Below are 24,586 nucleotides of genomic sequence, written 5' to 3'. Positions count from 1 at the left end.
ACGGGGACCGGGCCTCCGCCGTGCGCGGGACGTTGGTCCCTCCCGTCCGTCCGTCCGGGCCCGCACCCTGGAGTGCGGGCCCGCCGGTCCGCGGAGACCGGCGGCGCGAGCCGAGTATGTGAGGAAGTACCGCCGTCCATGTCCGCCGAGACGATCGTGCACCGTTTGGTCGACGCCTTCTTCACCCACTGCCACGAGTGCGGCGAACCCCGTGACTCCGACTGCCACCCGCGCTCCCACTGGCGCCTCTACCTGGACCTCGACGCGGAGACCGTCCGGCGGATCCGCACGTGGGCGCTCGATCCGGCCCAGCCGGTCGGCACCGACGCCGAGCGAGCCGTGCTGTTGCACTGGCTCGAAACGCAGGAGGCCTGAGGCGCGCCGCGCGCCGGTCGCTCGGCCCCCGGGCTGCGGCGCGGCACTCCCGCTCCGCTCCGGCCCCGTGTCCTCGTGTCCTCGTGTCCCCGCCGGACGCGGGGCCGAGCGGGCCGAGCGGGCGGAGATTGGTGCGGCGGGTGCGGCGGGTGGGGCGCGACGCCGTTCCGCTAGCGTGAGCGACCATGCAGACCCTTGATCCCGCCCGCACCGCCCTCGTCCTGGTCGATCTGATGCCCCGGATCGCCGCTCTGCCGCTGGCCCCGCGCACGGGTGCCGAGGTGGTGGCCGCCTCGCTGGACCTCGCGGAGGCGTTCCGCGCCGCGGGCGCGCCGGTGATCGCGATCCGCGTCGAGCGGCCGGGCGCGGTCGAGCAGCCGCCGGGGAGCGAGCTGGTGGCCGAGGTGGCGGAGGCCGCCGACGAGGTCGTGGTCAAACGCACGATCGGCGGCTTCCACGGCACCGGGCTGGACGAGCTGCTCCGGGCGCGCGGGGTGGAGACCCTGGTGTTCGGTGGCATCGCCACCAACCTCGGTGTCGAGTCCACCGCCCGCGCCGCCTCCGACCACGGCTACGCGCTGCTGTTCGTCGAGGAGGCGCTGGCCGCCCTGACCGAGGAGGAGCACCGGGCGGCGGTCGGCCTGAACCTGCCCCGCTTCGGCGAGGTGGTCGGGCGGGCGGCCGTCCGCCTGGGCTGACCTCCGGCCTACTCCTGCGCCGTCCTCACCGGCCGCCGGGCCAGCTCCAGGGCGTCGCGCAGGCGCCCGCCGGAGGCGGCCAGCAACTGCGCGGCGGCCGGTGCGTCGACCCCGGCGAGGACGACCAGGACGGCGTCCTTGGCCTCGCCGCCGGTCGCGGCCAGTGCGCGCCGCGCGGTCGCCTCGTCCGCTCCGGTGATCTCGGTGACGATCCGGCGGGCCCGGTCACGCAGTTTGGCGTTGCCGGTCCGTACGTCGACCATCAGGTTCCCGTACGTCTTGCCGAGCCGGACCATCACCGCCGTGGAGATCAGGTTCAGCACCAGCTTCTGCGCCGTCCCCGCCTTGAGCCGGGTGGAACCGGCCACCACCTCGGGCCCCACGACCACCTCGATGCCCAGCTCGGCCGCGGCCATCAGGGGTGAGCCCGCCGTGCAGGACAGCCCCACGGACAGGGCCCCGGCCGTGCGCGCGTGCCGGACGGCCGCCACCGTGTACGGCGTGCGGCCCGAGGCCGACAGCCCGATCACGGTGTCGTCGGGCGTCGGCGCCAGCGCGTCCAGGTCGGCGACGGCCCGCTCCGGGCGGTCCTCCGCCCCCTCCACGGCGTGCAGCAGCGCCTGCGGTCCGCCCGCGATCAGCCCGACCACCCGGCCCGGCCCGGTGTTGAACGTCGGCGGGCACTCGCTCGCGTCGAGGACGCCGAGCCGCCCGGCCGTCCCGGCGCCGGCGTAGACCAGCCGCCCGCCCCGGCCCATCCGGGCGGCGACCGCGTCCACCACGGCGGCGATCCGCGGCAGCGCGCCGGTCACCGCGGTGGCGACGGTCCGGTCCTCGGCGTTCATCAGCCGCAGCAGGTCGAGCGTCGCCAGCCGGTCGATCCCGCCCCACTCCGGCCGCACCGCTTCCGTCACCGGTCGCGGCAGCGGCGGGGGAGGAGGCGGGGGCGGTGCGGCCGATGAGGTCGCGGCGGCGGGGTCGGACGGGTGCGCACTCTCCATACGCCCCACCTCCCCCCGCCGGACCGCTGCCAATCCGGCGCGGGCGGGTGGGGGGGCGGTGACGCCCGGCGGTCAGGCCATCCAGAAGAAGACCGCCGTCATGCGCCGGTCCTCCGGGGTGAGGCCGTAGTAGCCGGTGGCGCTGTGGATGAGGTTGGCGTGGTACAGCAGGAGCCGGTTGTAGCGGTTGGGCACGCGCACGTCCTCGACGAACGCGTCGGACGGGACGCGCCGGGTGCCGAGGGCCTCGACCAGGTTGTGGTGCGGCGCGGTGACGAGGTTGCCGCCGAGCCGCCCTCCCGGGAACTGCTGGCGGTAGAAGCCGGTGCCGGCGTCCCCGGGGGCGCCGGGGCTGAGGTAGAGCACGGCCGCGAAGCGGCAGAGCGCGCGGGAGTCGGTGTGGGGGCGCGGCTGCGACTCCCCGGCGCCGACCACCTGGACGCAGTTGTGGTTGAGGGTGCCGCCGGCGGGGGTGCTCCGGACCCAGAGCCGCCGGGCGCCGGTGGCCCTGCGGACCAGGGTCTCGACCCGGGCGAGTTCGTCGGGTTCGAGCCCGGGCATGGTCCGCAGCCCGGGCCAGGACTCCGGCCGGTAGGGGTGGCCCTCGGTCCAGTCGCCGCGGTCGAGGCAGCGCCGCCGGACGGCGTCGGGGTCGGGCAGGACGTCGTCGATCACCCAGTAGTCGCGTCCGGGCGTGGGTTTGCGGTACGGGAGGACCGGCAGGGCGGTCCTCCCGGCGGGCAGTGGAGGCATGCGCCGACCATAGGATTCGGGGCCCCCAACGTTCTGCCGTGAGCAGGTCAACCTTTCGTCAAAGGCGTCGGGGGCGGGTCCGGACGGGCGGCGCGGCCCGTCAGTAGGTGGCCGCGAGCAGTCCGCAGACCGCCAGGAAGCCGCAGATCCCGAAGTTGACCAGCTTGTGGGCGAGGAACACCGCCGCGAACTCGCGTATGGTCGCGCTCGGCCAGTAGTACGCGGCCGTCGGCGAGCCGAAGACCTGCCCGTTGACGCCGGTCTTGCGGGCCATGAGCGCGGCGCGGAACGCGTGGAAGTTGTTGGTGACGATGACGCAGCGGTAGTCGGGCCGGGCCTGCTCCATGATCACCTTGCTGAAGACCAGGTTCTCCTCGGTGGTGCGCGAGCGGTCCTCCTGCTCCAGGTGCTCCGGGGGGAAGCCGCGCTCGACGAGGTAGCCGGCCATCGCGTGGGACTCCGCCACCTTCTCGTCCGACCCCTTCCCGCCCGAGGCGATCAGGATCGGCGGGTTGCCGCGCGCGGCCTGCCGGTCGTAGACCTGGCGGCCCCGGTCGAGCCGGCTGGCGAGCAGCGGCGGCACCCGCTCCCCGCCGATCAGGCCGGAGCCGAGCACCACCACGAAGTCGACGTCGCGGCGCGGGCGGTGGCGTCCGTAGAGGAAGGCGTAGCCGACGAAGCAGACGAACAGGAAGGAGACGTAGCCGACCACCAGGACGGCCGTTCCGGCGACGATGCCGAGCCGGACCGAGTGGGTGGCCAGCGCCGCCACGAGCAGGCCGATCACCGCGAGGATGCCGAGTCCGGCGAGCAGCGAGAGCAGGTTGGCGAGCCGCCACCCCTCCTTGCGGACCATGGTGAGCCCGTTGGAGATCAGGAAGCCGATCAGGGCCAGGGTGCCGGTGGCCGGAACCAGGATGATCGCGACCGCCGCCAGCTCCGCCACCAGCGTCGGCGCCTTGCGCAGCTCGGCGATCAGGGCGAGCGCGAGGAAGGACATGGCGAGGCCGAGCAGGACGGCGTTGCTGAACTGGCGGCGGTCCCGCAGGACTCCGATCCCGCAGAGGAGGAAGAAGAAGGCCGCTGGGGTATAGGCGATCATGTTCGTATCGTAGGGGCCCGGCCGGGGTGGCCGGCGGGAGCCTCCGGATCGGCCGCCGCCGGCGTGCGCACCGGCGGGCGGGGCGACTACGGGCGCGCCGGCTCCGGCCGTGCGGGCCGCTCCTGCCCCTCGTGCGAGGCCCCGTCCTTCGGTCCGATGCGCCCGATCCGGCGCACGCCCGGTACCGCCGCGGTGCCCGCGCAGGCGAGCGCCACCAGGGCGGCGGTGACGAGCAGGGGCCCGGTGCTGCCCCAGGCGTCGGCGGCGAGCGGGGCCAGCGTGTAGCCGAGCGGTGCGGCGGCGAGGGAGAGCAGCCAGTCGTAGGAGGTGACCCTGGCCAGCACCTGGGCCGGGAACTCCTGCTGGACGACGGTCTGCCAGACCGGGTTGAGGAAGCCGAGCCCGGTCATGGCCAGCGCGTAGGCGGTCACCGTGACCGGTGCGGGCGCGCTCACGGCGAGGGCCGTCAGCGGCAGCGCGTACAGGGCCAGGCCCAGGTTGGCGACGAGGACGGGCTGTCGCGGCCGGACCCGCCCGGCGATCAGCGAACCGGCCAGCACCCCGAAGGCGGCGGCCTGGGTCATGGCGATCCACACGCCGTCACCGCCGAGCCGCTGGGCCGCGATGAGCGGGCCGAGGGTCAGCAGGACGGCGCTGGCGCCGTTCCAGACGCCGTGGCCGATCAGACTGGTCCAGTACCAGTCGCGTGCGCGCAGCTCGCTCCATCCCTCGGCCAGGTCCGCGCGCAGCGGGCGACGGCCGCCCGGGGTGTGGCGGACCCTCAGCCGCGACATCAGCGCGGCGCTGACCAGGAACGAGGCGCCGTCCAGGACGAACGCCCAGCCGGCGCCCGCCGTGTAGACCAGCAGGCCGGCCAGTGCGGGGCCGCCGAGCCGCGCGGCGTTGGTGGCGGAGGCGAGCAGGGCGTTGGCGCGCATCCGCAGCGGGCCCTCGACGGTGGCCGCGATCAGCGGCGAGGCGGTCGGCATGGCGAAGGCGGAGGCGATGCCGCCGACCGCCTCGGCGACGGCGATGTGCGCCAACCGGGGCTCGCCGCCGAGCAGTTCGAGGCCGACGAGGATCTGGGCGGCGGCCCGGACCAGGTCGGTGGTGAGCGCGATCAGGCGCGGATCGAAGCGGTCCCCGACGACGCCGCCGAGCGGGAGGAGGAGCAGGCGCGGCACCATGGCGCAGCCCAGGACCAGGGCGAGCGCGGAGGAGGAGCCGGTCGCCCGGGTGATCGCGATGGCGAGCGCGGCCGGGACGACGGCGTCGCCGAGGGTCGAGACCGCCCGGCCGAGGAAGAGCAGGCGGAAGTCGCGGAGTCGCAGAGGGTGGGTCACGGACGGGACTATATTTCGGTACCGAAATTTCGGCAACGAAATAATGTGGGTCCGACGTGACAGGCCGTGACGTGCCGCCGCCTAGACTCGTGCCATGACGCGCGCCCCCCGCCCCGACCGACCGGCCGACCGGCAGCCCCCGGACGAGGCCCGGGCGGAGGAGCTCCGCGACTGGACCGACGGCCACGTCGAACGCTGGCAGCCGGTCCTGCCGCACCTCGACCCGGACATCGAGGGCGCCGTCACCCGGATGAGCAAGCTCTCCCGCCACCTCGGCCGCGTGCGCGAACAGGGCGTGGCCGACTACGGCCTGCAGAAGCACGAGTTCGACACCCTGCACGAGCTGGCCGGGCGCGGCGGCCACGCCGCCCCGTCCGAGCTCCGGAACGACCTCAACCTGGCACCGGCCTCGGTGACCGGCCGGCTCGAAGCACTCGAACGGCGCGGGTTCGTCGTCCGCACCCCCTCCACCGGGGACCGGCGGCGGGTCGACGTCCGGCTCACCGAGACGGGCCGCGCGGCCTGGCGCGAGGCGCTGGACGTGGTCGGCCGCGAGGAACGGCGCCTGCTCGGCGTCCTCACGCCGGACGAACGGCGCCGGCTCTCCGACCTGCTGCGCCGCGTCCTGCTGGCCGCCGAGGCGCCCGCGCCGGACCGGCCGGGCAGGCCCGAGCGGCCGGGGAGGTCCGCGGCCGCAGGCGGGCACGGCCACTGACCGCGGCGGGCCCGGCCCGGGCCCGCGCGCCGCGGCCCCGGGCGGGGAGCGGCGGGGGTGTCAGTTCCAGCGGCCGACCGTGAGGCGGACCCTGGCCCCCTCGCCGAGGATCGGGGCGGTGGTCGACGGCAGCCGGACCCGGGCGACCCAGGAGTCCGCCTGCGGGTCCTCGTCCGGCAGCGGCCGCTCGTCCTCCGGGTGGAGGTCCTTGATCGTGCCGGTGACCTCGGAGTTCCAGTGCGCCCAGGCCGCCGGGCGCGGCCCGGCGGCCTGTACGTCGACGATCAGGGTGTCCGCGAAGTCGGCGGTCTGCTCCAGGTGGTCGCCGAAGCCGAAGAACCCCTTGTGCTCGCGCAGTGAGAGCACCCGCAGGTCGAGCGCGTAGCGCAGCGGCGCCGCCCCCGGCCGCGGCAGGGCGGTGGAGAGGAACGCGGTCGCCAGGGGGACGGCGCTGTCCCCGTCGGCGCCGTCCCCGTCGGCGCGGTCGCCGTCCGGGTCCCGCCCGCGCCGGCCGTTGCGCCGGGGGTCGGAGAGCTGGATCGGGCACCAGTGCGGTGCCACCCGCTCGTGCATCAGCACCGGCAGCCCGCGCACCTTGAGCTCCACCTCGGCCTGCCAGGTGACGTCGGGGTCGTCCTCCGGCAGCTCCAGGCCGACCAGGTCGGCGCGGACCCGCAGGTCGCCGAACAGGAAGCGGCGCAGGTTCTGGTACCCCTCCTCGGAGTTGACCAGCCCGTACCGCCCGCTGTGGCTGCGGTGGGCGAAGGCGCGGTGGGCTCCGGTGACCTGGGCGTTCTCGATCTGCACCAGCCCGTCGCTGCGCGGGCCGACCGCCGCCGAGGAGACGCCGTGGGCCACGTCGTAGTCGGCGGAATCGGTGCCGACGAAGCAGAACACCCGGTTCAGCGGGAAGCTTCCGGCCGCGTCCTCGGCGGAGCCGGTGCCGTCGTCGTCCGGCATGTCGACGGCCCGCCAGCCCACCGGCGGCCCGGCCTCGTCCCGGCGGCCGGCCGGGGTCAGGTACCGGTACATCCGGGCGGGTCCGAACACGTCCGCGCCGTTGAAGTTGACCATGTCCCGCAGCGCCTCGGGGACGCCGAACCCGACGTCGAAGGTGATGCCGCCGTGCGGCGTCCCGTACGTGAAGAGCTTCGCGACGTAGTCGGCGGCCCGCCGCCCCGGGCGTCGTTCCGGGATGACCTTCTGCAGCAGGCAGCGGCAGATCAGCCCGCCCATCGAGTGGGCGACCAGGTGGACCTGGGGCGCGCCCGTCCTGGCCTGGAGCTTCTCGATCAGGTCCAGCAGGTCGGCGGCGGCCGTCTCCAGGTCGAACCGCTGCGGCCCGGCTCCCCAGGCGCCGGCGCAGCGGTCGTAGAAGCGGTGGATCCAGATGCTGTCGGGGGGAATCTCGTCGTGGTTCTCCAGGTAGTTCTCCTGGCTGCCCTCGACGAGGATGTGGTAGCCCTCGTCGAGGTGCAGGCGCAGTAACGGACTTTCGAACTGGTAGAAGACGGGGTCGTCCTCACGCCCGACGCGGATGTGCGTCGAGCCCTCGTTGAATCCGTAGAACGGATCCGTCACGGCCTTCTCGATCCCGGGGGTGCCTCCGGCGTAGCCCCGGACATAGATGATCGGGAGTCTGGCGGACGGCGTACTCATGGCCGGCCTGCCCTCTCCGCGGCCGGCACCGGCCGGCACCGGTCGACCCGTTGGCGTGGGAGCTTCTCCCCTCCAGTGTCGGAGTCCGGAGCCGACCTGTCACCCCCCGAGTGCGGACCGTTGATGGCCCGTCACCATCCGTGCCGGACCGTTCCGGCGGGCGGGCGGTGGGTGCCCGGTGCGCCCGGCGCGTCACCGGGCGTGCCGGGACGGCTACAGGAAGCGCTCCAGGGCGTCGAGGACGGCCCGGCGCATCACCGGGGTGCCGGTGTGCCCCGCCTCGTCGATGACGGTCAGCGTGGCGTCCGGCCAGGCCTTGGCGAGCGACCAGGGGGTGTCCAGCGGGCAGCCGAGATCCAGCTTCCCGTGGATGAGGGCGCCGGGGATGCCGGCCAACAGGTGTGCGTCGCGCAGGAGTTGGCCGTCCTCCAGGAAGCCCTGGTGGGAGAAGTAGTGTGCGGTGATCCGGGTGAAGGCCATCAGGGCGTCGGTCGGGCGGTCGGAGTACGCGTTCGGGGTGCCCAGCGACTCGTGGGAGATCACCGCGTCCTCCCAGGTCGCCCAGTCGTTCGCGGCCTTGCGCCGGACGGCCTCGTCCGGGCTGTTCAGCAGCCGGCTGTACGCGGACACCAGGTCGCCGCCGCGGTCCTCGGGCGGCAGCGCGTCGCGGAACGCCTCCCACGGGCCGGGGAACAGCCGGCCGACGCCCCGGTAGAGCCAGTCGATCTCCTCGGGCCGGGTCATGGTGACGGCGCTGATCACGATCTCGGACACCCGCTCGGGGTGGGCCTGGGCGTACGCGAGGATCAGGGTGGATCCCCAGGAGCCGCCGTACAGCAGCCACTTCTCGACGCCCAGGTGCTCGCGGAGCCGTTCCATGTCGGCGATCAGGTGCGCGGTGGTGTTGTGTTCCAGGGTGGTGGCCGGGTCGGCGGCGTGCGGCTCGCTCCGGCCGCAGCCGCGCTGGCTGAAGAGGATCAGGTGGTACCGCTCGGGGTCGAAGAACCGCCGGTTGCCGGCGTTGAGTCCGGAGCCCGGCCCGCCGTGCACCACCAGGGCGGGCTTGCCCGACGGGTTTCCGGACGCCTCCCAGTGGATCCGGTTGCCGTCGCCGACGTCGAGCAGCCCCTCCGCGTACGGTGTGCCGATCGGATGGAACTCGGACATGCGGCGGCCTCCTCGGGCAGGGGACGGGGTGCCCGTGAGGCTAGCGGCCGGGACGGCGGTAGTCGAACGGTTTTCGGCGGCCGACCGCCGGTGGCCGCCGCACGGGGGACGGGCGGGGGCGGGCGGGAAGCGGTCGGGGCGGGCGGGGGCGGTCGCCCTGCTGCCGTGGCGGACGTGAGCGGTCCGGCGGCCGGCCGGGACGACCGCCGCCAGGCCGCTCCGCCGCCCTCAGCGGACGCCCTCCACCGATGCCTGGGCGGCGTGGGCCAGTTCGCGGCGGGCCTGCCGGAGGCCGCCGCCGGGCTGCGGGGCCGGGGCCGGGATCGGCGGACGGAAGGTCAGCTCCGCCACCAGCCCCCGCACCGCGACCACCCGGGCGAGCGAGTTGAGTAGCCCGTCCTCCCCGACGAACGCCGGCGCGCTGGTCGCCCGCCCGTCGGCCAGCCGGTAGCGGATCGTCATCGGCTGGACCGGGGCGCCCGCCCGGACGGCGGCCTCGAAGAAGGCCGGGCGGAACCGGCCGCTCTCGCGCCCGCACCAGGTGGACCCCTCCGGGAAGACGACCATCGGGTGGCCGTCCCGCAGCAGGGCGGCCACCTCGGAGACCGTCCCGGGAAGGGTGCGGAGCCGGTCGCGGTCCAGGAAGACCGTGCCGCCCCAGGAGACCATCCGGCCGAGCACCGGCCAGTGGCGGACCTCGGTCTTGGCCAGCGAGCGGCCGGGCCGCACGGCGGCGATGAGCGGGATGTCCAGCCAGGACACGTGGTTGGCCACCAGGAGCACACCGGAGTGCTGCGGGTTCGGGCGGTCGTCCGGGCGGTCGTCCGGGCGGTCGTCCGGGGTGGGGGCGATCCGCACCGCCACCCCGAGCGAGCCGAGGAGTGTGCGGGCCCAGAACCGGGCCAGCAGGTCGCGCGGCCCCCGGGGCAGGGTGCTCGCCGGCCGGGTGAGCGCCAGTCCCGTCGCCAGGACCAGCAGGCAGGCCGTCAGCCGCAGCACCCGCCGGGGGAGGGCGACCGTCGGCGCCGGGTCGGTGAGGCAGGACTCGGGTGTGCAGGACGCCGTCGGCAGCCAGACGCTCATGAGACCGGTCCTGCCGCGGGTTCGGTGCCGCCCGCCAGGGAGGCCGCCGGTGCGGTGGCCGCCGTGCCGGCCGTCACCCCGCCCACGCCGGAGAGGAAGTGCCGCAGGTAGCGGGGGTCGGTCCGCTCCAGCGAGAGCAGCACGAACAGGTCGGCGGTGTCGAAGTCCCGGTCGTGGGCGGGCGCTCCGCAGACCCAGGCGCCCAGCCGCAGGTAGCCGCGGAGCAGGGCCGGCAGCGCCGCCCGCTCGGCGCGCGGTACGCCGGTGGCGTCCCAGAGCCGGTGCGGCGCCACCCGGTACTCCTCGGGGGCGAGGTGCTTGGCGCCGACGGTGTCCCAGACCCGGGCCGCGGCGGCGCCGCCGTCGTCCAGCGGGATCGAGCAGCAGCCGCCCACCCAGGTGTTGCCGGTGTCGGCCAGGTAGCGGGCGATGCCGCCCCACATCAGGTTGATGACGGCGCCGTTGCCCCGGTGCTCGGGGGCGATGCAGGAGCGGCCCAGCTCGACCAGGCCGTCGCGCAGCGGCGCCAGGTTGCGGAGGTCGAACTCGCCGTCCGAGTAGAGCCGGCCGGCCCGGCGGGCGGCCTCGGGGCGCAGTAGCCGGTAGGTGCCGACCACGGTGCCGTCCTCGCCCTCACGGACCAGCAGGTGGTCGCAGAACTCGTCGAACGGGTCGACGTCCAGCCCCGCGACCGGGCTGTGCAGGGTGGCGCCGAGCTCGGCGGCGAAGACGCGGTGACGCAGCCGCTGGGCGGCGCGGACGTCGTCCTCGTCCCGGGCGAGGGCGACCGTGTAGACGGCGGGCGACGGCACGGCCGGGCGCGGGGCGGGCACCGCGGTGGGGTGGACGGGGGTGACTGCGGGCGGAGCGTACGTGGGGACGATGGTCATGGCGGACCCTCCAGGGCAGCACGGACGACGGCAGCCACGGAACTCCGTGGCACCGGGCAGGCCCGCGTCCTCGGCGGGCATGCTGACCGGCACCCGTATGTCTCTCCAAGTCGGCTGGCGTCCACGTTGCGGTTCGGCGGAGAGCAGATGTGCACCTGCTGAATGCGGTCACCCGTCGTGTGCGGGACACCTGTCGGGCACCAGGACGCCGTCCGCTGCTCGGCTCGACGGGGTGGCGGACGCGGGCCCGGCCGTGACGGCGGTCGCCCGGCGGCTCCTCGGCGGCTCGTCGGCGGCCCGGGAGGTCCGGGAGGTCCGGTCGTCCACCGGGCCGGGGCGGCGCCGGAGACGGGCCCGCCGCCGTCCCCCCGGAAGGACTGCGGGGGGACGGCGGCGGGGAACAGGGGGAGAGGGGGGAGCGGAGGCCGGGGAGGGCCTAGAACGCCTGCCACCCCTGGGGGTCGAGGCCGCCGGGGATGACCTCGGCGGGGCCGTAGGGCTCGCGGGTGAGCACGAACGTGCCGATGTCGAGGTGGCTGACCGATCCGTCGCCCGCCCGGACCACCCGCAGGGTCTCGCCGGCGTAGTAGCCGTCGAGACCGGTCCAGGTGCCGTCCGCCTCGGCCCGGAAGCGGGAACCGCGGCCGGTGAGGCCGAGCGACGAGAGCTCCAGCATCCGGTCGGCCCTGAGCCGCAGGGTGTGGGGCGCGGCGCCCCAGTACCAGGGGCCGGTGAGGGCGAGGAGCTCCTCGTCCACGTCGGGCAGCGGACGCCAGGGCTCGGGGATCCGGGGCTCGTGCTGCGCGGTGAGGGCGATCAGCTCGGCGGCGACCAGCGGCGTACGGGAGCCGTTGGTGGCGTTGGAGAGGGCGATCGCGGCGAGGCCGTCGGTGTCGCTGATCCAGAGGCCCGCCGTGAAGCCCGGCATCGAGCCGGAGTGTCCGTAGAGCGAGCGGCCCTCGTGCTGGATCAGCTGGAGCCCGAACCCGTAGCTCTCGCTCCACTCGCCGGCCTCGGGGCCGACGGCGGGTTCGCGCATCTCGGCGAGCGTGTCGGTGGAGAGGACCTTCTCGTGGCCGCCGGCCAGGAAGGCGGCCCAGCGGGCGAGGTCGGTGACGGTGGACCAGAGCTGGCCGGCCGGCGCCATCAGGCCGGTGTCGGTGAGCGGCTCGGGCAGCATGACGTCCGCCCAGGGGTGGACGGCGAAGCCCCCGGCGTGCGGGTGCTCGGGCAGCAGGGTCGTGCGGTCCATGCCGAGGGGCTGGAGGACCTCCCGGCGCAGCACCTCGCCCCAGGGCTCGCCGCGCAACTGCTCGACGAGGGCCCCGAGCAGGGCGTAGGTGGGATTGGAGTAGTGGTGCCGCCGGCCGGCCGGGTGGCGGCGCGGCCGCTCCTGCTCCAGGATGTCGGCGAGGCGGGGGCGGAGCGCGCCGTCCGTCCGCTCCCACCACGGCTCCGGGGTCTCGGAGGCGAGGCCGGCGGAGTGGGAGAGCAACTGGGCGACGGTGGCGCCGTCGGCGGGCGTGCCGGGCAGGTGACGCTCGATCGGGTCGGCGAGGTCCAGCAGGCCCTCGTCGCGCAGGCGCAGGACCAGGACGGCGACGAAGGTCTTGGTGATCGAACCGATCCGGTACTGCACGTCGGCGGTGGGGGCGTGGCCGTCGATCATGCTGCGGGAGCCGCTCCACACCAACCGCTCGTCGCGGACCACGGCGGCGACCATGGAGGGCGTGCGGCCCTCGGCCTGGGCGACCGCGATCCGGTGCGTGAGCGCACGGCGGGTGGAGGGGAGCAGTTCGTCGGACAGGTCGGTCATCTGATCCTCTGATTGATATCGATGGTGCGATCGATGCGCCGCGGACGGCACGGCGTGCCCACGCTAGTTGGGAGCGCGGTCGCCTTCCACCGGTTTTTCCCGGACGTCCTGGAATGTCGCAGGATCCGGCCGGTCCGGGCCCGTCGCCGGGTCCGGGACGGAACCCGGGACGGACCTGGGAAGTACCTGGGAGCGGCCCGGTGCGGACCCGGCGCGGACCCGGCGCGAGCCCGGCAACGGGCCCGGCCCGGCGGTCGGCCGCGCACCCCGGAGCCCGACGCGCCTTCACCGTCCGTTCGGCGGACGGTCCTTGACACGGTCAATTGGTCCAGTCCATTTTGGGCTCCTCCCCGCACCTCCACCCCCACACCCCCACTGGAGGTCACCGGTGCACAAGCGCACCCGACTGCCCGCCGCCGGCGCGGCCGCTCTGCTCGCTGCCGTCGCCGCGTTCGGCGCACCCACCGTCGCCCACGCGGCGAACCAGCTCACCAACCCGGGCTTCGAGACCGGCACCCTGTCCGGCTGGAACTGTTCCGGCGGCCTCGGCTCGGTCGTCACCACCCCCGTCCACGGCGGCACCAAGGCGCTCGCCGGCGCCGCCACCGCGGGCGACAACGCCAAGTGCGTCCAGACCGTCGCCGTCCAGCCCAACACCGCCTACACGCTCTCCGGCTGGGTCCGCGGCAGCTACGTCTACCTCGGCGTCACCGGGGGCACCTCCGCCTGGACCTCCGCCGCCGACTACACCCGGCTGAGCGTCTCCTTCACCACCGGCGCCACCCAGACCAGCGCCGAGGTCTACGTCAACGGCTGGTACGGCCAGGGCACCTACTACGCCGACGACCTCAGCCTCGACGGCCCCGGCGGCGGCACCCCCACCGACACCCAGGCGCCCACCGTCCCGGGCAACCTGCGCACCACCGGCAAGTCCGCCGCCAGCGTCAACCTCGCCTGGGACGCCGCCACCGACAACACCGGCGTCACCGGCTACGACGTCTACCAGGGCGCCACCAAGGTCGCCACCGCCACCGGGACCTCCACCACCGTCGGCGGCCTCGCCGCCGCGACCGCGTACACGTTCACGGTCAAGGCGCGCGACGCCGCGGGCAACACCTCGGGCGCCTCCACCGCGCTCACCGTCACCACCGACCCGGGCGGCGGCACCCCGACCGGCTTCAAGCAGGCCGCGCCCTACCTGTACAACGGCTGGGGCAACCCGCCGGCCGCCACCACGGTCATGAACGCCACCGGCATCAAGTGGTTCACGATGGCGTTCATCCTCGCCCAGAACGGCTGCAACCCCACCTGGGACAGCCAGCGCCCCCTGCTGAACGGCGTCGACCAGGCGACCGTCAACGCGGTCCGCGCCGCCGGCGGCGACATCGTCCCGTCGATCGGCGGTTGGAGCGGCAACAAGCTCGGCCCCAACTGCGCCACCACCGCCGACCTCGCCGCCGCGTACCAGAAGGTGATCAACGCCTACGGCCTCAAGGCGATCGACGTCGACATCGAGAACACCGACGAGTTCGAGAACTACGCCGTCCAGGACCGCATCCTCGGCGCGCTCAAGATCGTGAAGCAGAACAACCCCGGTCTGCGCACCATCCTGACCTTCGGCACCGCCACCAGCGGCCCGACCTCCCACGGCAACCGGCTGATCGAGCAGGCCAAGGCGCTCAACGCCGACATCGACGTCTTCACCATCATGCCGTTCGACTTCGGCAACGCCTCGACCGACATGTACGCCGCCACCGTCAGTGCCACCGAGGGTCTGAAGACCAAGCTCAGGTCCACCTTCGGCTGGGACGACGCCACCGCCTACGCGCACATCGGCATCTCCGGCATGAACGGCCTCAGCGACAACAACGAGGTCACCACCGTCCAGAACTGGACCGCGATCCGCGACTGGGCCAACAGCCACCACATCGCCCGGCTCGCGTTCTGGTCCGTCAACCGGGACCGCGGCTGCCCCGGCGGCGGCCTGCAGGAGACCTGCTCCGGCATCGCCCAGAACGACTGGCAGTTCACCTCCATCACGGCCGGCTTCACCGGCTGACGCCACCCCGGCGGAGACCGGCCCGGCCCCCCGCACCCACGGGGGGCCGGGCCGGTCCGTGTCCGGGGCCGCGCGGGCGGGTGACCCGGCGGCGTGGCGGCGTGCGCCCGCCGAACGCCGCTCCTAGTGTCGGCCGGGCCGCCGACCACGTACGGAGACTCATGCCCGACGTCCCCGAACCGAACCTCCCCGAGCCCCCGCCGCCGACCACGGCGCCCACGACCGGCGTCCGCGCCCGGCAGGTGCTGCGCAACCCCCGGCTCTGGGTGATCCCCGCCGTCCTGGTCGGGCTGCTCAGCCTGCTGATGTCGCTGCTCTACCTCGGAGGGATCCTCGACCCGCGGGCCGACCTGCACCACATCCCGATCGGGCTGGTCGACACCGACCGCGGCGCCACCGTCGCCGGACAGCAGCGGAACCTCGGCGAGCAGGTCGTCACCGGCATCGCCACCGCCCCCGGCCAGGGGGACACGGTCTCCTGGCGCCGCCTCGACGAGGCCGCGGCCAAGGAACAGCTGGCCTCCGGCAAGCTGTACGGCGTCCTCCAGGTGCCGCCCGACTTCACCGCGGCGGTCGCGGCCCTCGGCAGCAGCGGCGGTGCGGAACCCGCACGGCCGACCGTCGTCCAGTACACCAACCCGGGCGTCGGCAGTCTCGGCTCCTCGCTCGCCGCGCAGATCGGCCAGCAGGCCGTCCGGGAGGCGTCCCTGCGGCTCGGCGGCACGCTCACCGCCCTGCCGGGGACCCAGGGCCTGGACAACGCCGCCCGGCTGCTGATCGCCGACCCGATCACCGTCACGACCGCCGTCGGCCACCCCATCGGCAGCCGCAGCGGGCTCGGACTCACCGCGTTCTACTACACCCTGCTGCTGGTCCTGGCGGGCTTCATGGGCGCCAACATCATCGGCAACGGCGTCGACGTCGCCCTCGGCTACGCCGACAACGAGATCGGTCCCTGGCGCGCCCGCCACCCGGTCGTCCCGATCGACCGCACCGGCACCCTGGCCGTCAAGTGCGCGATGTCCGTCGTGCTCTCGCTGCTGACCTCCTCGCTGATCATGTTCGCGAGTGTGGTGGTCCTCGACATGGACGCCGCCCACCTGCCGCTGCTCTGGGTCTTCTCGGTCTGCGCGACCAGCGCCGTCGGGCTCGGGGTCCAGGCCATCAACGCGGCCTTCGGCGGGATCGGCCTGCTGATCAGCATGTTCGTCTTCATCGTGCTCGGCCTGCCGTCCTCCGGCGCCACGATCCCGCTCGACGCCCTGCCGTCGTTCTACCGGTTCCTGGCGCTGTTCGAGCCGATGCGCCAGCTCACCGACGGCGTGCGCGCCATCCTCTTCTTCGACGCGCAGGCGGACGCCGGCCTGACGAGGGCGTGGGTCTGGATCGGGATCGGCACGGTGGCGGCGCTGCTCTTCGGCTTCGGGATGACCCGCTACTACGACCGCAAGGGGCTGCACCGCACCGTGCCCGAGCTCTCCTGAGCCCGGGCACGGTGGTGCGGCAACGTCCCCGGCACGTCGTCCGGGCGGGCCCGGCCGCGTACCGCCGGGAACGGCCGGCGGGGGCCGGCCGGGCCGGTCAGGCCGGCGGGGACCAGGCCCGGACCGTCGAGCCGGGTGAGCCCGGCGGCAGCGGCGGCAGCTCCGGCCGCCTCAGCCAGGCCTCGAACAGCCCCTCCAACGGCGCCTGCGTGTAGCGGGCGGTGTGCGCCAGGAAGTCGGCGGAGGTGACCGTCCCGTGCCGGTGGAAACCCGCCCAGTCCCGCAGCATCCGGAAGAAGGCGGTGTCCCCGAGGGCCTGCCGCAGGGCGTGCACGGTGAGCCCGCCGCGCTGGTACAGCCGGTCGTCGAACATCAGCTTCCGGCCCGGGTCGCCGAGCCGGAGGTCCTGCGGCAGCCCGGCCAGCAGCCGGTGCGCGGAGGCGGCCCTCGCCGCCGCCGACGGTCCGCCCGCCCGCTCCGACCAGAGCCACTCCGCGTACTTGGCCAGCCCCTCGTTCAGCCAGATGTGGCTCCAGTCGCCCACCGACAGGCTGTTCCCGAACCACTGGTGGGCCAGCTCGTGGGCGATCAGCCGCTCCCGCTCCCAGCCGCCCCCGAGATGGTTGGTGCCGAAGGTCGCCACGCCCTGCGCCTCGACCGGCACGTCCAGCTCCTCGTCGGCCACCACCACCGCGTACTCGCCGAACGGGTAGGGGCCGAACACCTCCTCGAAGTACGCCATCATCGCCGGCTGCCGGCCGAAGTCGGCGGCGAACGAACCGGCCAGCCGCTCCGGCACGAACCCGGTCTGCGGCACGTTCGGGCGCTCCGCCAGCACCACCGGCAGGTACTGGCCGATCGAGACCGTCACCAGGTACGTCGAGGTCGGCGCGGACTGCTCGTACACCCAGGTGGTGCTGGACGCCCGGGTGGTCCGGGTCAGCAGCCGGCCGCCGACCACCACCGTGTAGGGCGAGGGCGTGGTGACCGCTACCTGGTACGTCGCCTTGTCGGCCGGCCGGTCGTTGCACGGGAACCAGGACGGCGCCCCGACCGGCTGGCTGGCCACCAGCGCGCCGTCGGTCAGCTCCTCCCAGCCCAGGCCGCCCCACGGGCTGCGCACCGGCCTCGGGTTGCCGGTGTAGTGCACCTCGACGGTGAACGCCGCACCCGCCGTCAGCGCCTTCGCCGGACGGACCCGCAGCTTGCCGGCCCGGTGGGTGTACCGGGCGGCCCGGCCGTCCACCAGCACCCGGCCGATCCGGAACTCGGCGAGGTCCAGTGCGAACTCGGGCAGCGCGGTCACGGCCACGGCGCTGAGCCGGGCCGTGCCGCCCAGCCGGTTCGGGCCGGGCCGGTAGTCGAGCGCCAGCTCGTAGCGGTGGACGCGGTACCGGTGGTCCCCGCTGTTCGGGAAGTACGGGTCCGGCCCGGCGGCGGGCGCCGCCGCCGGGCCCCGGTGGACACCGTTCACGGAGCCCACCGGCGCCGCGGGGGCGGCCGGAGGACCCGGGGGCTGCGGGATCTGCGGGGACTGCTGGGACTGCACCGGGCGGGGTTTCACCGGGTCGTACGCTCCTGCGACAGGGGGAGGGGGGCGGCGTGGCGGCGGGCGGGGGAAACGGTGGTCAGGAGGTGGTCTGCCACACCTCGATGGGATTGCCGAGCCACCGCGTGTCCGCGGGGACCGACTCGGCGCGCATCACCAGCGAGGCCGGGCCCAGTGTGCTGCGCGCACCCACCGAGCTGCCGGGCAGCACGATGCCGCCGGGCCCCAGGGTGGAGCCCTCGCCAAGGACGACAGTATCCATCCGCATGATCCGGTCGTGGAAGAGGTGGGTCTGCACGACGCAGCCCCGGTTGATCGACACCCCGTCCCCGAGGGTGACCAGGTCCGCCTCCGGCAGCCAGTAGCTCTCGCACCAGACCCCGCGCCCGACGTTCGCACCGAGCGCCCGCAGCCACACGTTCAGCAGCGGCGTGCCCGGCACCGCGCCGACCAGCCACGGTACAGCCAGCACCTCGACGAAGGTGTCCGCCAGCTCGTTTCGCCAGACGAAACCGCTCCACAGCGGATGCTCCACCGCCCGGAACCGCCCCACCAGCAGCCACTTCGCCGCCACCGCGACCAGGCAGGCCACCCCGCCCGCGGCCAGCAGCAGCAGACCGGACAGCAGCGCCGCCGCCAGCGGCGACCACTCGACCGCCACCCAGGAGAGCGCCGCCAGCATCAGCGCGCCGAGCGCCCCCGAGGCCAGCACCGGCAGCAGCCGGCCCACCTCGACCAGCCCGCGCGCCCAGAGCAGCCGGGCCGGCGGCTCGTAGGTGAGGCTCTGGTCGGCCTTGTCGGCCGCCCGGGGCAGCCGCATCGGCGGCATGCCCAGGTACGAGCTGCCCTTCTTCGCCTTCGCCGGCGTCGCCGACAGCACGCCCACCAGCCCCCGCTTGGGCACCGAACGGCCCGGAGCGGTCATCCCCGAGTTGCCGAGGAACGCCCGCTCGCCCACCTTCGCCTCGCCCAGCCGCACCCAGCCGCCGCCCAGCTCGTACGGCGCGATCAGGGTGTCGTCGGCCAGGAACGCACCGTCGCCGACCGTGGTCAGGCTCGGCAGCGCCAGGACCGTCGACACCTCCGCGCCACGCCCGACCCGCATGCCCAGCGCCCGCAGCCAGAGCGGCGTCACCAGCCCCGCGTACAGCGGGAAGAGGATCTCGCGCGCCTGGTCCATCAGCTGGGTCACCGACCAGGCCTGCCAGCCGACCCGGCCGTGCAGCGGGTGGACCCCGGGGACCAGGCCGATCGAGAGCAGCCGCACCGCCGCGACCAGCTGCGCCGCGTACACCACGCCGTACGCCAGGGTGGCGGGCAGCAGGCCCAGCAGGGCGCCGCCGAGCGCCCCGCCCAGACCGTCCGCGGGATCGACGAACAGGGAGAGCACCGCCACACCGGCCACGGCCGGCAGCAGCGGCAGCAGGCCGAGGGCCGTGCCGCTGGCCCCGTACAGCGCGGACCAGCGCGCGTGGCGGACCGGGCGCCCCTTCGGCCAGAACCGCTCGGTGCGGCCCAGCTTGACGGCGGGCGCGCCGCCCCAGCGCTGACCGGTCGGGATCTGCCCGGTGACGCTGGACCCGGCCACCACCTGGGCCTGCTTGCCGACCCGGGCACCGGGCAGCATGGTCGAGCGGGTGCCGATCACGGCGCCCGCGCCGATCTTGATCTGCCCGACCTCCAACCGGTCACCGTCCAGCCAGTACCCGGAGAGGTCGACCTCGGCCTCCACCGCGCAGCCGCGGCCCAGCTTGAGCAGACCGGTCACCGGCGGCAGCGAGTGCAGGTCCGCCTCCGGACCGACCTTGGCGCCGAGGGCCCGCGCGTACCGGACCAGCCACGCCCCGGAGAGCGTGGTCGCCCCGCTCACCTCGGTGAGCCGCTCGGCGGCCCAGAGCCGCACGTGCACGGAACCGCCACGGGGGTAGCTGCCCGGGTGCAGGCCGCGCAGCAGCAGCCGGGCGCCGCCGGCCGCGACCGTGAGCCGTCCGGGCGGGCTGAACAGCGCCAGCGCCCCCGCCCCGACCGCCCACCAGGAGGCGGTCGGGGCCCAGGCGAAACCGTCGAGGTGCGACAGCAGGTTGCCGAGCGCCAGCAGGGCGACCGTCCAGCGCAGCCCCACCACCGTGAACAGCGGGACCAGCAGGAGCAACTGCAGGACCTTGGCCCGGGTCGGGACCGGCGCGATCGTCCGCACCTCGTTGCGCTCCGCCGCCGAGCGCTCCAGGTGCCGGGCGAGCTTGCGCAGCGTCGGGTTCTGGTAGATGTCCAGCACCGCGGCGCTCGGGTAACGGGCCCGGAGCAGGGTGGTGAGCCGGGCGGCGGCCAGACTGCCGCCGCCGATCGCGAAGAAGTCCTCCCGGGGGCCGCTCACCGGCACCCCGAGGATCTCCGTCCACTGCTCGGCCAGCCAGGCCTCGGTGCCGTACAGCTCCTCGGTCGGGCCGGTGGGCTGCAGCCCGGGCAGCGGCCACGGCAGCGCGTTCCGGTCGACCTTGCCGGAGGTCCGGGTGGGCAGCGTGTCGACCGTCGCGAGCAACGGGACCAGGGCGGCCGGCAGCTCGGCCCGCAACCGCGCCACGGCCTGCTCGCGGTCCCAGCCCTCGGAGGTCACCAGGTAGCCCACCAGCAGCTGGTTGCCGCCGCGCGCGGTGCGGACCGCCGCCGCCGCGCCCGCCACGCCCGGCAGGGCCTGGAGCGCCGCGTCGACCTCGCCCAGCTCGATCCGGCGCCCGCCGAGCTTGATCTGCTCGTCGGCGCGGCCGAGGAAGAGCAGGCCCTCGGGGTCGGCCTGCACCAGGTCGCCGCTGCGGTAGGCGCGGTCCCAGCCGACCGACGGCAGCGGCGCGTACTTCTCGGCGTCCTTCTCCGGGTCGAGGTAGCGGGCCAGACCGACGCCGCCGATCACCAGCTGGCCGGTGCCACCCGGCGCGACCGGCTCGCCGGCCTCGTCGACGACGACCAGGTCCCAGCCGTCCAGCGGCAGGCCGATCCGGACCGGCCCCTCACCGGTGAGCAGCGCGGCGCAGGCGACCACGGTGGCCTCGGTGGGGCCGTACGTGTTCCAGACCTCGCGACCCTCGGTGACGACGCGCTGCACCAGCTCGGGCGGGCAGGCCTCGCCGCCGAAGATCAGCAGCCGGACCTCGATCAGCGCCTCGGCCGGCCAGAGCGCGGCCAGCGTCGGCACGGTGGAGACCACGGTGATCTCCTGCTCGGCGAGCCAGGGGCCGAGGTCGGCGCCGCTGCGCACCTGGGAGCGGGGGACGGGCACCAGGCAGGCGCCGTAGCGCCAGGCGAGCCACATCTCCTCGCAGGAGGCGTCGAAGGCGACCGAGAGCCCGGCCATCACCCGGTCGCCGGGGCCGATGGGCTCGTCCTGGAGGAAGAGCGCGGCCTCGGCGTCGACGAAGGCGGCGGCGTTGCGGTGGGTGACGGCGACGCCCTTGGGGCGGCCGGTGGAGCCCGAGGTGAAGATGATCCAGGCGTCGTCGGCGGGGGAGGGGCGGGTCTCGGTGGGCAGGTCGGCGGCGGGCGTTCCGGATCCGGGTGTGCCGGCGGTGGCCGCCTCGGGGGTGGCCGCGCCCGCGGTCATGGTGAGCGAGCGGTCGGCGCCCAGGATCGCGGCGACCGCGGCCTCCTCGAAGACCAGCTGGGCGCGCTCGTCCGGGTCCTCGGCGTCGACCGGGACGTAGGCGGCCCCGGCCGCGAGGACGGCGAGGATGGAGACGTAGAGGTCGTTGGTGCCGGAGGGCACGCGGACGCCGACCCGGGCACCGGGGCGGATGCCGGCGGCGGCCAGGCGGCGGCGCAGCTGCTCGACCTCGGCGGCGAGCGCGCGGTAGCTGAGGACGGTGTGGCCGTCGTCGAGGGCCGGCTCGGCCGGGTGGTCGCGGACGCTGGCGTCGAGGATGTCGATCAGGGTGCGCGGGGCGGGCGCGGGGCGGCCCGGGTAGCGGGCGTGCTTGCCGTCGGTGTCCGGTCCGTCGACGGCGTGCGGCCCGTCGCCGGGGTGCGGTCCGTCGCCGGGGTGCGGTCCGGGGGCCGTGGGCTCCGGCGAGGGCCGGTCCGCGGTCGCCGGGTCCGTGTGGTCCGCGGCCGTCCGGCTCGCAGCCGTGTCGCCCGCCTCCGTCTGGTTCGGTTCAGCTGTCATAACAGCCGTGCGCTCCTTGTCCTGCCCCGTCCCGACCGATGCTCGACCCTTGGGGGCGGTGGGAGCAACCGCCTGACGGGGTGACCCCACTCCGGGGCCGGAGCGGACAACCCGACCGATGGTAGCCCCGGGTGATGAACGGCGTACCGACCGACACTCTTCCCAACTGGCGCTGAAATGACCGAATCTGACTGTCCGTCAGTCAACAACTGCGCGACCGGCTCATTGATGTGACGGCCAATCAGTCATTTTGACGGACCGTCAGATGTGTTTTCCGGTCGTGACCCACGCCACATCGGATTGGCTCCTTTCGGGGCGACGGGCCCGCCGTCCGGGGATCGGCGGGCCCGTCGGGGTGTCCGGCAGGGGTCAGTGGAACCGGTGGAGATGCTCGCGGAGGAATGCCTCCAGGGTACGCGGAGCGCGACCGGTCAGCCTGGTGGCGGCGTCGGTCGGCGACTCCGGCCGCTCCACCGCGAGCCGCTGGATCTCCACCACGTGGGTGGCGAGCCAGTCCGGCATCCCGGCCCGTGAGACCAGGTGGGCGTGCAGCTCGGCCGGGGCCAGGTCGATGTACCGCACCGGCCGGCCGAGCAGCGCGCTCAGCAGCTCGGCGATCTCCTGGTGGCTGTACGCCCGTCCACCGGTGAGCTCGTGGACGCCGCCCGCGGCCCTGGGATCGGTGAGGACGGCCGCCGCGACGTCGCCTATGTCCCGGCAGTCGACGTAGTTGCAGCGGGCGCTGCCCGTCGCGCCGTGGATCAGCCCGGCGGCCGCGATGCCGGGCGAGAGCAGCAGCAGCTTCTGCATGAACGCGTACGGGCGCAGGACGGTGGCCGTGGCACCGGAGGCCCGCAGGTGCTCCTCGATCCGGTGGTGGCCCCGGGAGACGGCGACGGGGGAGTCCGGCTCGGCGGCCGGGGCGGAGATCTTCACGATGTGCTCCACACCGCTCCTGGCCGCCAGGTCGACGGTCCGCAGCTCGTGCTCGACCTGCTGGGGGCCGTTGGCCATGGTGAGGAGCAGCTGTCGGGCGCCCTTGAAGGCGGCGGCCAGCGACTCCGGGTCGCCGGCGTCGGCGGCGACCGCGTCGACCAGCGGGCGGGTGCGGTCGTCGAGTCCGGCCAGCAGCCGGGCCGGGTCGCGGCTGAGGGCGCGGACGGGGATGTCCCGCGCGGTCAGGCTGCGGAGGGTGGCTCCGCCGGTGGCGCCGGTGGCGCCCATGATGACGATCATCTCTGGATCTCTTTCCGTGGGTGTGGGTGGGACCGGTCCGCGCGGCGGGGTGCCCGTGCCGCGCGGGTCAAGGGGGCGGACGGTTCTCAGTGCGCCCGGCGGCGGCGCGGGCGGGTGCTGCGCCAGCGCCAGGTGATCATGGTCGCGGCGATGGCCGCGGAGACCGGCAGGTCGATCCGGAGCCGGTCCGGCCACGGGCTGTCCGCGAGGGCCGGCACCCGGGGCAGCCAGTGGGCGCCCGACCAGCCGAGGGCCAGGCCTATCGCGGCGGCGCAGAGTCCGGCGCCGGCCGCGAGGAGCGTGCGCGGCGCATGGGTGCTCCACGAATCGGCCGGACGTCGGCGCAGCCTTGCGCCGACCAGGGCGGCCACGACGGCGGAGGTGCCGGCGATGGTGGTCGCGGCGGCGATCAGCAGCTGGGACTGCCCGGTCGCCAGGCCGCCGGCTCCGGCCATGGCGGCCGGCATGGCGTAGGCGACCAGGACCTCGCGCCAGAGGACGAACGGCGGCCGGGCGTCGTCCGGATCGGTGGGCATGTTCTGCCTGTTGGGCATGGAAACTCCCGAGATATACTTAGGTGGCTAAGTATTAGTGATTAGGTAACTAACTATGTGGCCGTGGAGCGGTCGGGCCGCCGACTCTCGCCGGGCGGTCCGATGCTGCGCGCTGTTGTCGGGGTGGCCGACCGGTGCGGGGTCGGCCGTCGGTCGGTCGGAGGCCCTGGCTGGTCGGCGGCCGGTCGGCAGCCGGTCGGTCCGCGGCCGGTCAGTCGGCGGTCAGGGCCTCCATGCCCTCGACCAGCCTCGCCAGCAGGTCGAGGAACACCGTGCGCTCCTCGATCGAGAGGCCGCCGACCATGGCCTGCATCCGTTCGTAGTGTTCCGGCGCCATGTCGCGCAGGCGTTCCGATCCGCGGGTGGTCAGGACCACCACGTTGCCCCGGCCGTCCTCGGTGGACGGTCGGCGGGCGACCAGGCCGCCGCGTTCGAGGCCGTCGACCAGGCCGGTCACGGTCGCCCGGGAGACGCCGAGCGAAGCGGCCAGCTGGGAGGGGGACTTCTCGCCGCCGTGGTCCTCCAGGTCGGCCAGCAGTCGGTACCGCCCGGTGGAGAGGCCGAACCGCGCGAAGTGCGCCTCGCCGGCCTGTCCCAGTCGGGAGGCGGCGGCCATCAGGCGTGCAGCGACCAGGACCGCCTGCGGATCGGCCGCCAGGCCGTACCGGGAGAGCTGTCTGCGTGCCTGGTCGAGCGTCGGTGCGCCGCCGTCGACCTCGTGGTGTGGGGTCATGGCAGTAATATGGTGCCTAACTAGATGGCTCGTCAAGTCGGGTTCCCGGCGGTGCGGCGGGTCTTCGGAGTGCGGCCTTCGCGGTGGTGCGGTCGGCGTCGCCGAAGTGCCCCTCTCCTTCGGCGTGCGTCCGCCGAGACCTCCCGGAGTGCCGGTCGGCGGTGTCGCCGGGGTTGCCGGGTGGAGTCCCGAGTCGATTCCGGAAAGAGGTCGGGA

Annotated in this window: 19 protein-coding genes; 5 read left to right on the top strand and 14 right to left on the bottom strand. The window is 74.7% G+C overall.

What is annotated here, in order from left to right; all coding sequences use genetic code 11:
- The first annotated feature begins 138 nt into the window (after positions 1 to 138).
- Together ACFWIC_RS10000 and ACFWIC_RS09995 are read left to right on the top strand one after the other, a co-directional pair.
- A complete protein-coding gene (locus tag ACFWIC_RS10000; RefSeq protein WP_329875645.1) occupies positions 139 to 375 on the top strand; it encodes a hypothetical protein in 237 nt (78 codons plus the stop codon).
- Between the two features lie 185 nt (positions 376 to 560).
- On the top strand, positions 561 to 1,073 hold the full coding sequence (locus ACFWIC_RS09995) for an isochorismatase family protein (RefSeq protein WP_380358198.1): 513 nt from the start codon (positions 561 to 563) through the stop codon (positions 1,071 to 1,073).
- A gap of 8 nt (positions 1,074 to 1,081) precedes the next feature.
- On the opposite strand, the gene murQ is transcribed toward ACFWIC_RS09995, so the two are convergent.
- The 4 genes from murQ to ACFWIC_RS09975 form a co-directional block, all read right to left on the bottom strand.
- On the bottom strand, positions 1,082 to 2,074 hold the full coding sequence (murQ, locus tag ACFWIC_RS09990; protein ID WP_380517463.1) for an N-acetylmuramic acid 6-phosphate etherase: 993 nt from the start codon (positions 2,072 to 2,074) through the stop codon (positions 1,082 to 1,084).
- 72 nt (positions 2,075 to 2,146) lie between these two features.
- Positions 2,147 to 2,827: a DUF6445 family protein gene (locus ACFWIC_RS09985; protein WP_380517460.1), complete on the bottom strand. Its 681-nt coding sequence runs from the start codon at positions 2,825 to 2,827 to the stop codon at positions 2,147 to 2,149.
- 100 nt (positions 2,828 to 2,927) lie between these two features.
- Positions 2,928 to 3,929, bottom strand: a complete 1,002-nt coding sequence (locus tag ACFWIC_RS09980) for a YdcF family protein (protein WP_380358205.1) — start codon at positions 3,927 to 3,929, stop codon at positions 2,928 to 2,930.
- Between the two features lie 86 nt (positions 3,930 to 4,015).
- The gene (locus ACFWIC_RS09975) at positions 4,016 to 5,272 is read right to left on the bottom strand and encodes an MFS transporter (RefSeq protein WP_380358208.1); all 1,257 of its coding nucleotides are present in this window, start codon (positions 5,270 to 5,272) and stop codon (positions 4,016 to 4,018) included.
- Between the two features lie 94 nt (positions 5,273 to 5,366).
- On the opposite strand from ACFWIC_RS09975, the gene ACFWIC_RS09970 reads away from it, so the two are divergent.
- On the top strand, positions 5,367 to 5,987 hold the full coding sequence (locus ACFWIC_RS09970) for a MarR family winged helix-turn-helix transcriptional regulator (RefSeq protein WP_380517457.1): 621 nt from the start codon (positions 5,367 to 5,369) through the stop codon (positions 5,985 to 5,987).
- 60 nt (positions 5,988 to 6,047) lie between these two features.
- Here the strand turns inward: ACFWIC_RS09970 and ACFWIC_RS09965 are convergent, their stop codons facing one another.
- From ACFWIC_RS09965 to ACFWIC_RS09945, 5 genes are all read right to left on the bottom strand, one after another.
- Positions 6,048 to 7,646, bottom strand: coding sequence for a lipase family alpha/beta hydrolase (locus ACFWIC_RS09965; RefSeq protein ID WP_380517455.1), 1,599 nt, complete (start codon positions 7,644 to 7,646; stop codon positions 6,048 to 6,050).
- Positions 7,647 to 7,859: 213 nt separating this feature from the next.
- Positions 7,860 to 8,813 (bottom strand): prolyl aminopeptidase, encoded by a 954-nt coding sequence (gene pip, locus ACFWIC_RS09960; protein ID WP_329951725.1) that lies wholly within the window; start codon positions 8,811 to 8,813, stop codon positions 7,860 to 7,862.
- Positions 8,814 to 9,041: 228 nt separating this feature from the next.
- A complete protein-coding gene (locus tag ACFWIC_RS09955; protein ID WP_380517452.1) occupies positions 9,042 to 9,896 on the bottom strand; it encodes a lysophospholipid acyltransferase family protein in 855 nt (284 codons plus the stop codon).
- Positions 9,893 to 10,786: a GNAT family N-acetyltransferase gene (locus tag ACFWIC_RS09950; protein WP_380517449.1), complete on the bottom strand. Its 894-nt coding sequence runs from the start codon at positions 10,784 to 10,786 to the stop codon at positions 9,893 to 9,895. Before ACFWIC_RS09950 ends, ACFWIC_RS09955 begins: the two co-directional genes overlap by 4 nt.
- A 436-nt stretch (positions 10,787 to 11,222) precedes the next feature.
- Positions 11,223 to 12,602: a serine hydrolase domain-containing protein gene (locus ACFWIC_RS09945; RefSeq protein ID WP_380357583.1), complete on the bottom strand. Its 1,380-nt coding sequence runs from the start codon at positions 12,600 to 12,602 to the stop codon at positions 11,223 to 11,225.
- Positions 12,603 to 12,990: 388 nt separating this feature from the next.
- Between ACFWIC_RS09945 and ACFWIC_RS09940 the strand changes: the two genes are divergently transcribed.
- Positions 12,991 to 14,661, top strand: a complete 1,671-nt coding sequence (locus ACFWIC_RS09940; RefSeq protein ID WP_380357586.1) for a carbohydrate binding domain-containing protein — start codon at positions 12,991 to 12,993, stop codon at positions 14,659 to 14,661.
- Positions 14,662 to 14,822: 161 nt separating this feature from the next.
- Positions 14,823 to 16,145: a DUF3533 domain-containing protein gene (locus tag ACFWIC_RS09935; protein WP_329951721.1), complete on the top strand. Its 1,323-nt coding sequence runs from the start codon at positions 14,823 to 14,825 to the stop codon at positions 16,143 to 16,145.
- 97 nt (positions 16,146 to 16,242) lie between these two features.
- Here the strand turns inward: ACFWIC_RS09935 and ACFWIC_RS09930 are convergent, their stop codons facing one another.
- From ACFWIC_RS09930 to ACFWIC_RS09910, 5 genes are all read right to left on the bottom strand, one after another.
- A complete protein-coding gene (locus tag ACFWIC_RS09930; protein WP_380517593.1) occupies positions 16,243 to 17,628 on the bottom strand; it encodes a M1 family metallopeptidase in 1,386 nt (461 codons plus the stop codon).
- A 145-nt stretch (positions 17,629 to 17,773) separates the two neighbouring features.
- Positions 17,774 to 21,847 carry a Pls/PosA family non-ribosomal peptide synthetase gene (locus ACFWIC_RS09925; RefSeq protein ID WP_380517445.1) on the bottom strand — a complete coding sequence of 1,358 codons (4,074 nt, stop codon included), beginning with the start codon at positions 21,845 to 21,847 and terminating at the stop codon, positions 17,774 to 17,776.
- 369 nt (positions 21,848 to 22,216) lie between these two features.
- A complete protein-coding gene (locus tag ACFWIC_RS09920; RefSeq protein ID WP_380517443.1) occupies positions 22,217 to 23,083 on the bottom strand; it encodes an NmrA family NAD(P)-binding protein in 867 nt (288 codons plus the stop codon).
- An 86-nt stretch (positions 23,084 to 23,169) separates the two neighbouring features.
- Positions 23,170 to 23,637 (bottom strand): hypothetical protein, encoded by a 468-nt coding sequence (locus tag ACFWIC_RS09915; RefSeq protein WP_380517440.1) that lies wholly within the window; start codon positions 23,635 to 23,637, stop codon positions 23,170 to 23,172.
- Positions 23,638 to 23,848: 211 nt separating this feature from the next.
- Positions 23,849 to 24,370 (bottom strand): MarR family transcriptional regulator, encoded by a 522-nt coding sequence (locus ACFWIC_RS09910; RefSeq protein ID WP_329875677.1) that lies wholly within the window; start codon positions 24,368 to 24,370, stop codon positions 23,849 to 23,851.
- Positions 24,371 to 24,586 lie beyond the last annotated feature (216 nt).

The sequence above is a fragment of the Kitasatospora sp. NPDC127035 genome (assembly GCF_042726075.1).
Lineage (GTDB): Bacteria > Actinomycetota > Actinomycetes > Streptomycetales > Streptomycetaceae > Kitasatospora.
Note: the sequence above shows the minus strand (reverse complement) of the source record. Positions and strands in the feature narration are given on the sequence as shown.

What these genes read in the sequence shown, in the direction of transcription:
- ACFWIC_RS10000 (WP_329875645.1), top strand. Translation starts at nt 139, where the DNA reads ATGTCCGCCGAGACGATCGTGCACCGTTTGGTCGACGCCTTCTTCACC.
- ACFWIC_RS09995 (WP_380358198.1), top strand. Translation starts at nt 561, where the DNA reads ATGCAGACCCTTGATCCCGCCCGCACCGCCCTCGTCCTGGTCGATCTG.
- murQ (WP_380517463.1), bottom strand. Translation starts at nt 2,074, where the DNA reads ATGGAGAGTGCGCACCCGTCCGACCCCGCCGCCGCGACCTCATCGGCC.
- ACFWIC_RS09985 (WP_380517460.1), bottom strand. Translation starts at nt 2,827, where the DNA reads ATGCCTCCACTGCCCGCCGGGAGGACCGCCCTGCCGGTCCTCCCGTAC.
- ACFWIC_RS09980 (WP_380358205.1), bottom strand. Translation starts at nt 3,929, where the DNA reads ATGATCGCCTATACCCCAGCGGCCTTCTTCTTCCTCCTCTGCGGGATC.
- ACFWIC_RS09970 (WP_380517457.1), top strand. Translation starts at nt 5,367, where the DNA reads ATGACGCGCGCCCCCCGCCCCGACCGACCGGCCGACCGGCAGCCCCCG.
- ACFWIC_RS09965 (WP_380517455.1), bottom strand. Translation starts at nt 7,646, where the DNA reads ATGAGTACGCCGTCCGCCAGACTCCCGATCATCTATGTCCGGGGCTAC.
- pip (WP_329951725.1), bottom strand. Translation starts at nt 8,813, where the DNA reads ATGTCCGAGTTCCATCCGATCGGCACACCGTACGCGGAGGGGCTGCTC.
- ACFWIC_RS09955 (WP_380517452.1), bottom strand. Translation starts at nt 9,896, where the DNA reads ATGAGCGTCTGGCTGCCGACGGCGTCCTGCACACCCGAGTCCTGCCTC.
- ACFWIC_RS09950 (WP_380517449.1), bottom strand. Translation starts at nt 10,786, where the DNA reads ATGACCATCGTCCCCACGTACGCTCCGCCCGCAGTCACCCCCGTCCAC.
- ACFWIC_RS09945 (WP_380357583.1), bottom strand. Translation starts at nt 12,602, where the DNA reads ATGACCGACCTGTCCGACGAACTGCTCCCCTCCACCCGCCGTGCGCTC.
- ACFWIC_RS09935 (WP_329951721.1), top strand. Translation starts at nt 14,823, where the DNA reads ATGCCCGACGTCCCCGAACCGAACCTCCCCGAGCCCCCGCCGCCGACC.
- ACFWIC_RS09925 (WP_380517445.1), bottom strand. Translation starts at nt 21,847, where the DNA reads ATGACAGCTGAACCGAACCAGACGGAGGCGGGCGACACGGCTGCGAGC.
- ACFWIC_RS09920 (WP_380517443.1), bottom strand. Translation starts at nt 23,083, where the DNA reads ATGATCGTCATCATGGGCGCCACCGGCGCCACCGGCGGAGCCACCCTC.
- ACFWIC_RS09915 (WP_380517440.1), bottom strand. Translation starts at nt 23,637, where the DNA reads ATGCCCAACAGGCAGAACATGCCCACCGATCCGGACGACGCCCGGCCG.
- ACFWIC_RS09910 (WP_329875677.1), bottom strand. Translation starts at nt 24,370, where the DNA reads ATGACCCCACACCACGAGGTCGACGGCGGCGCACCGACGCTCGACCAG.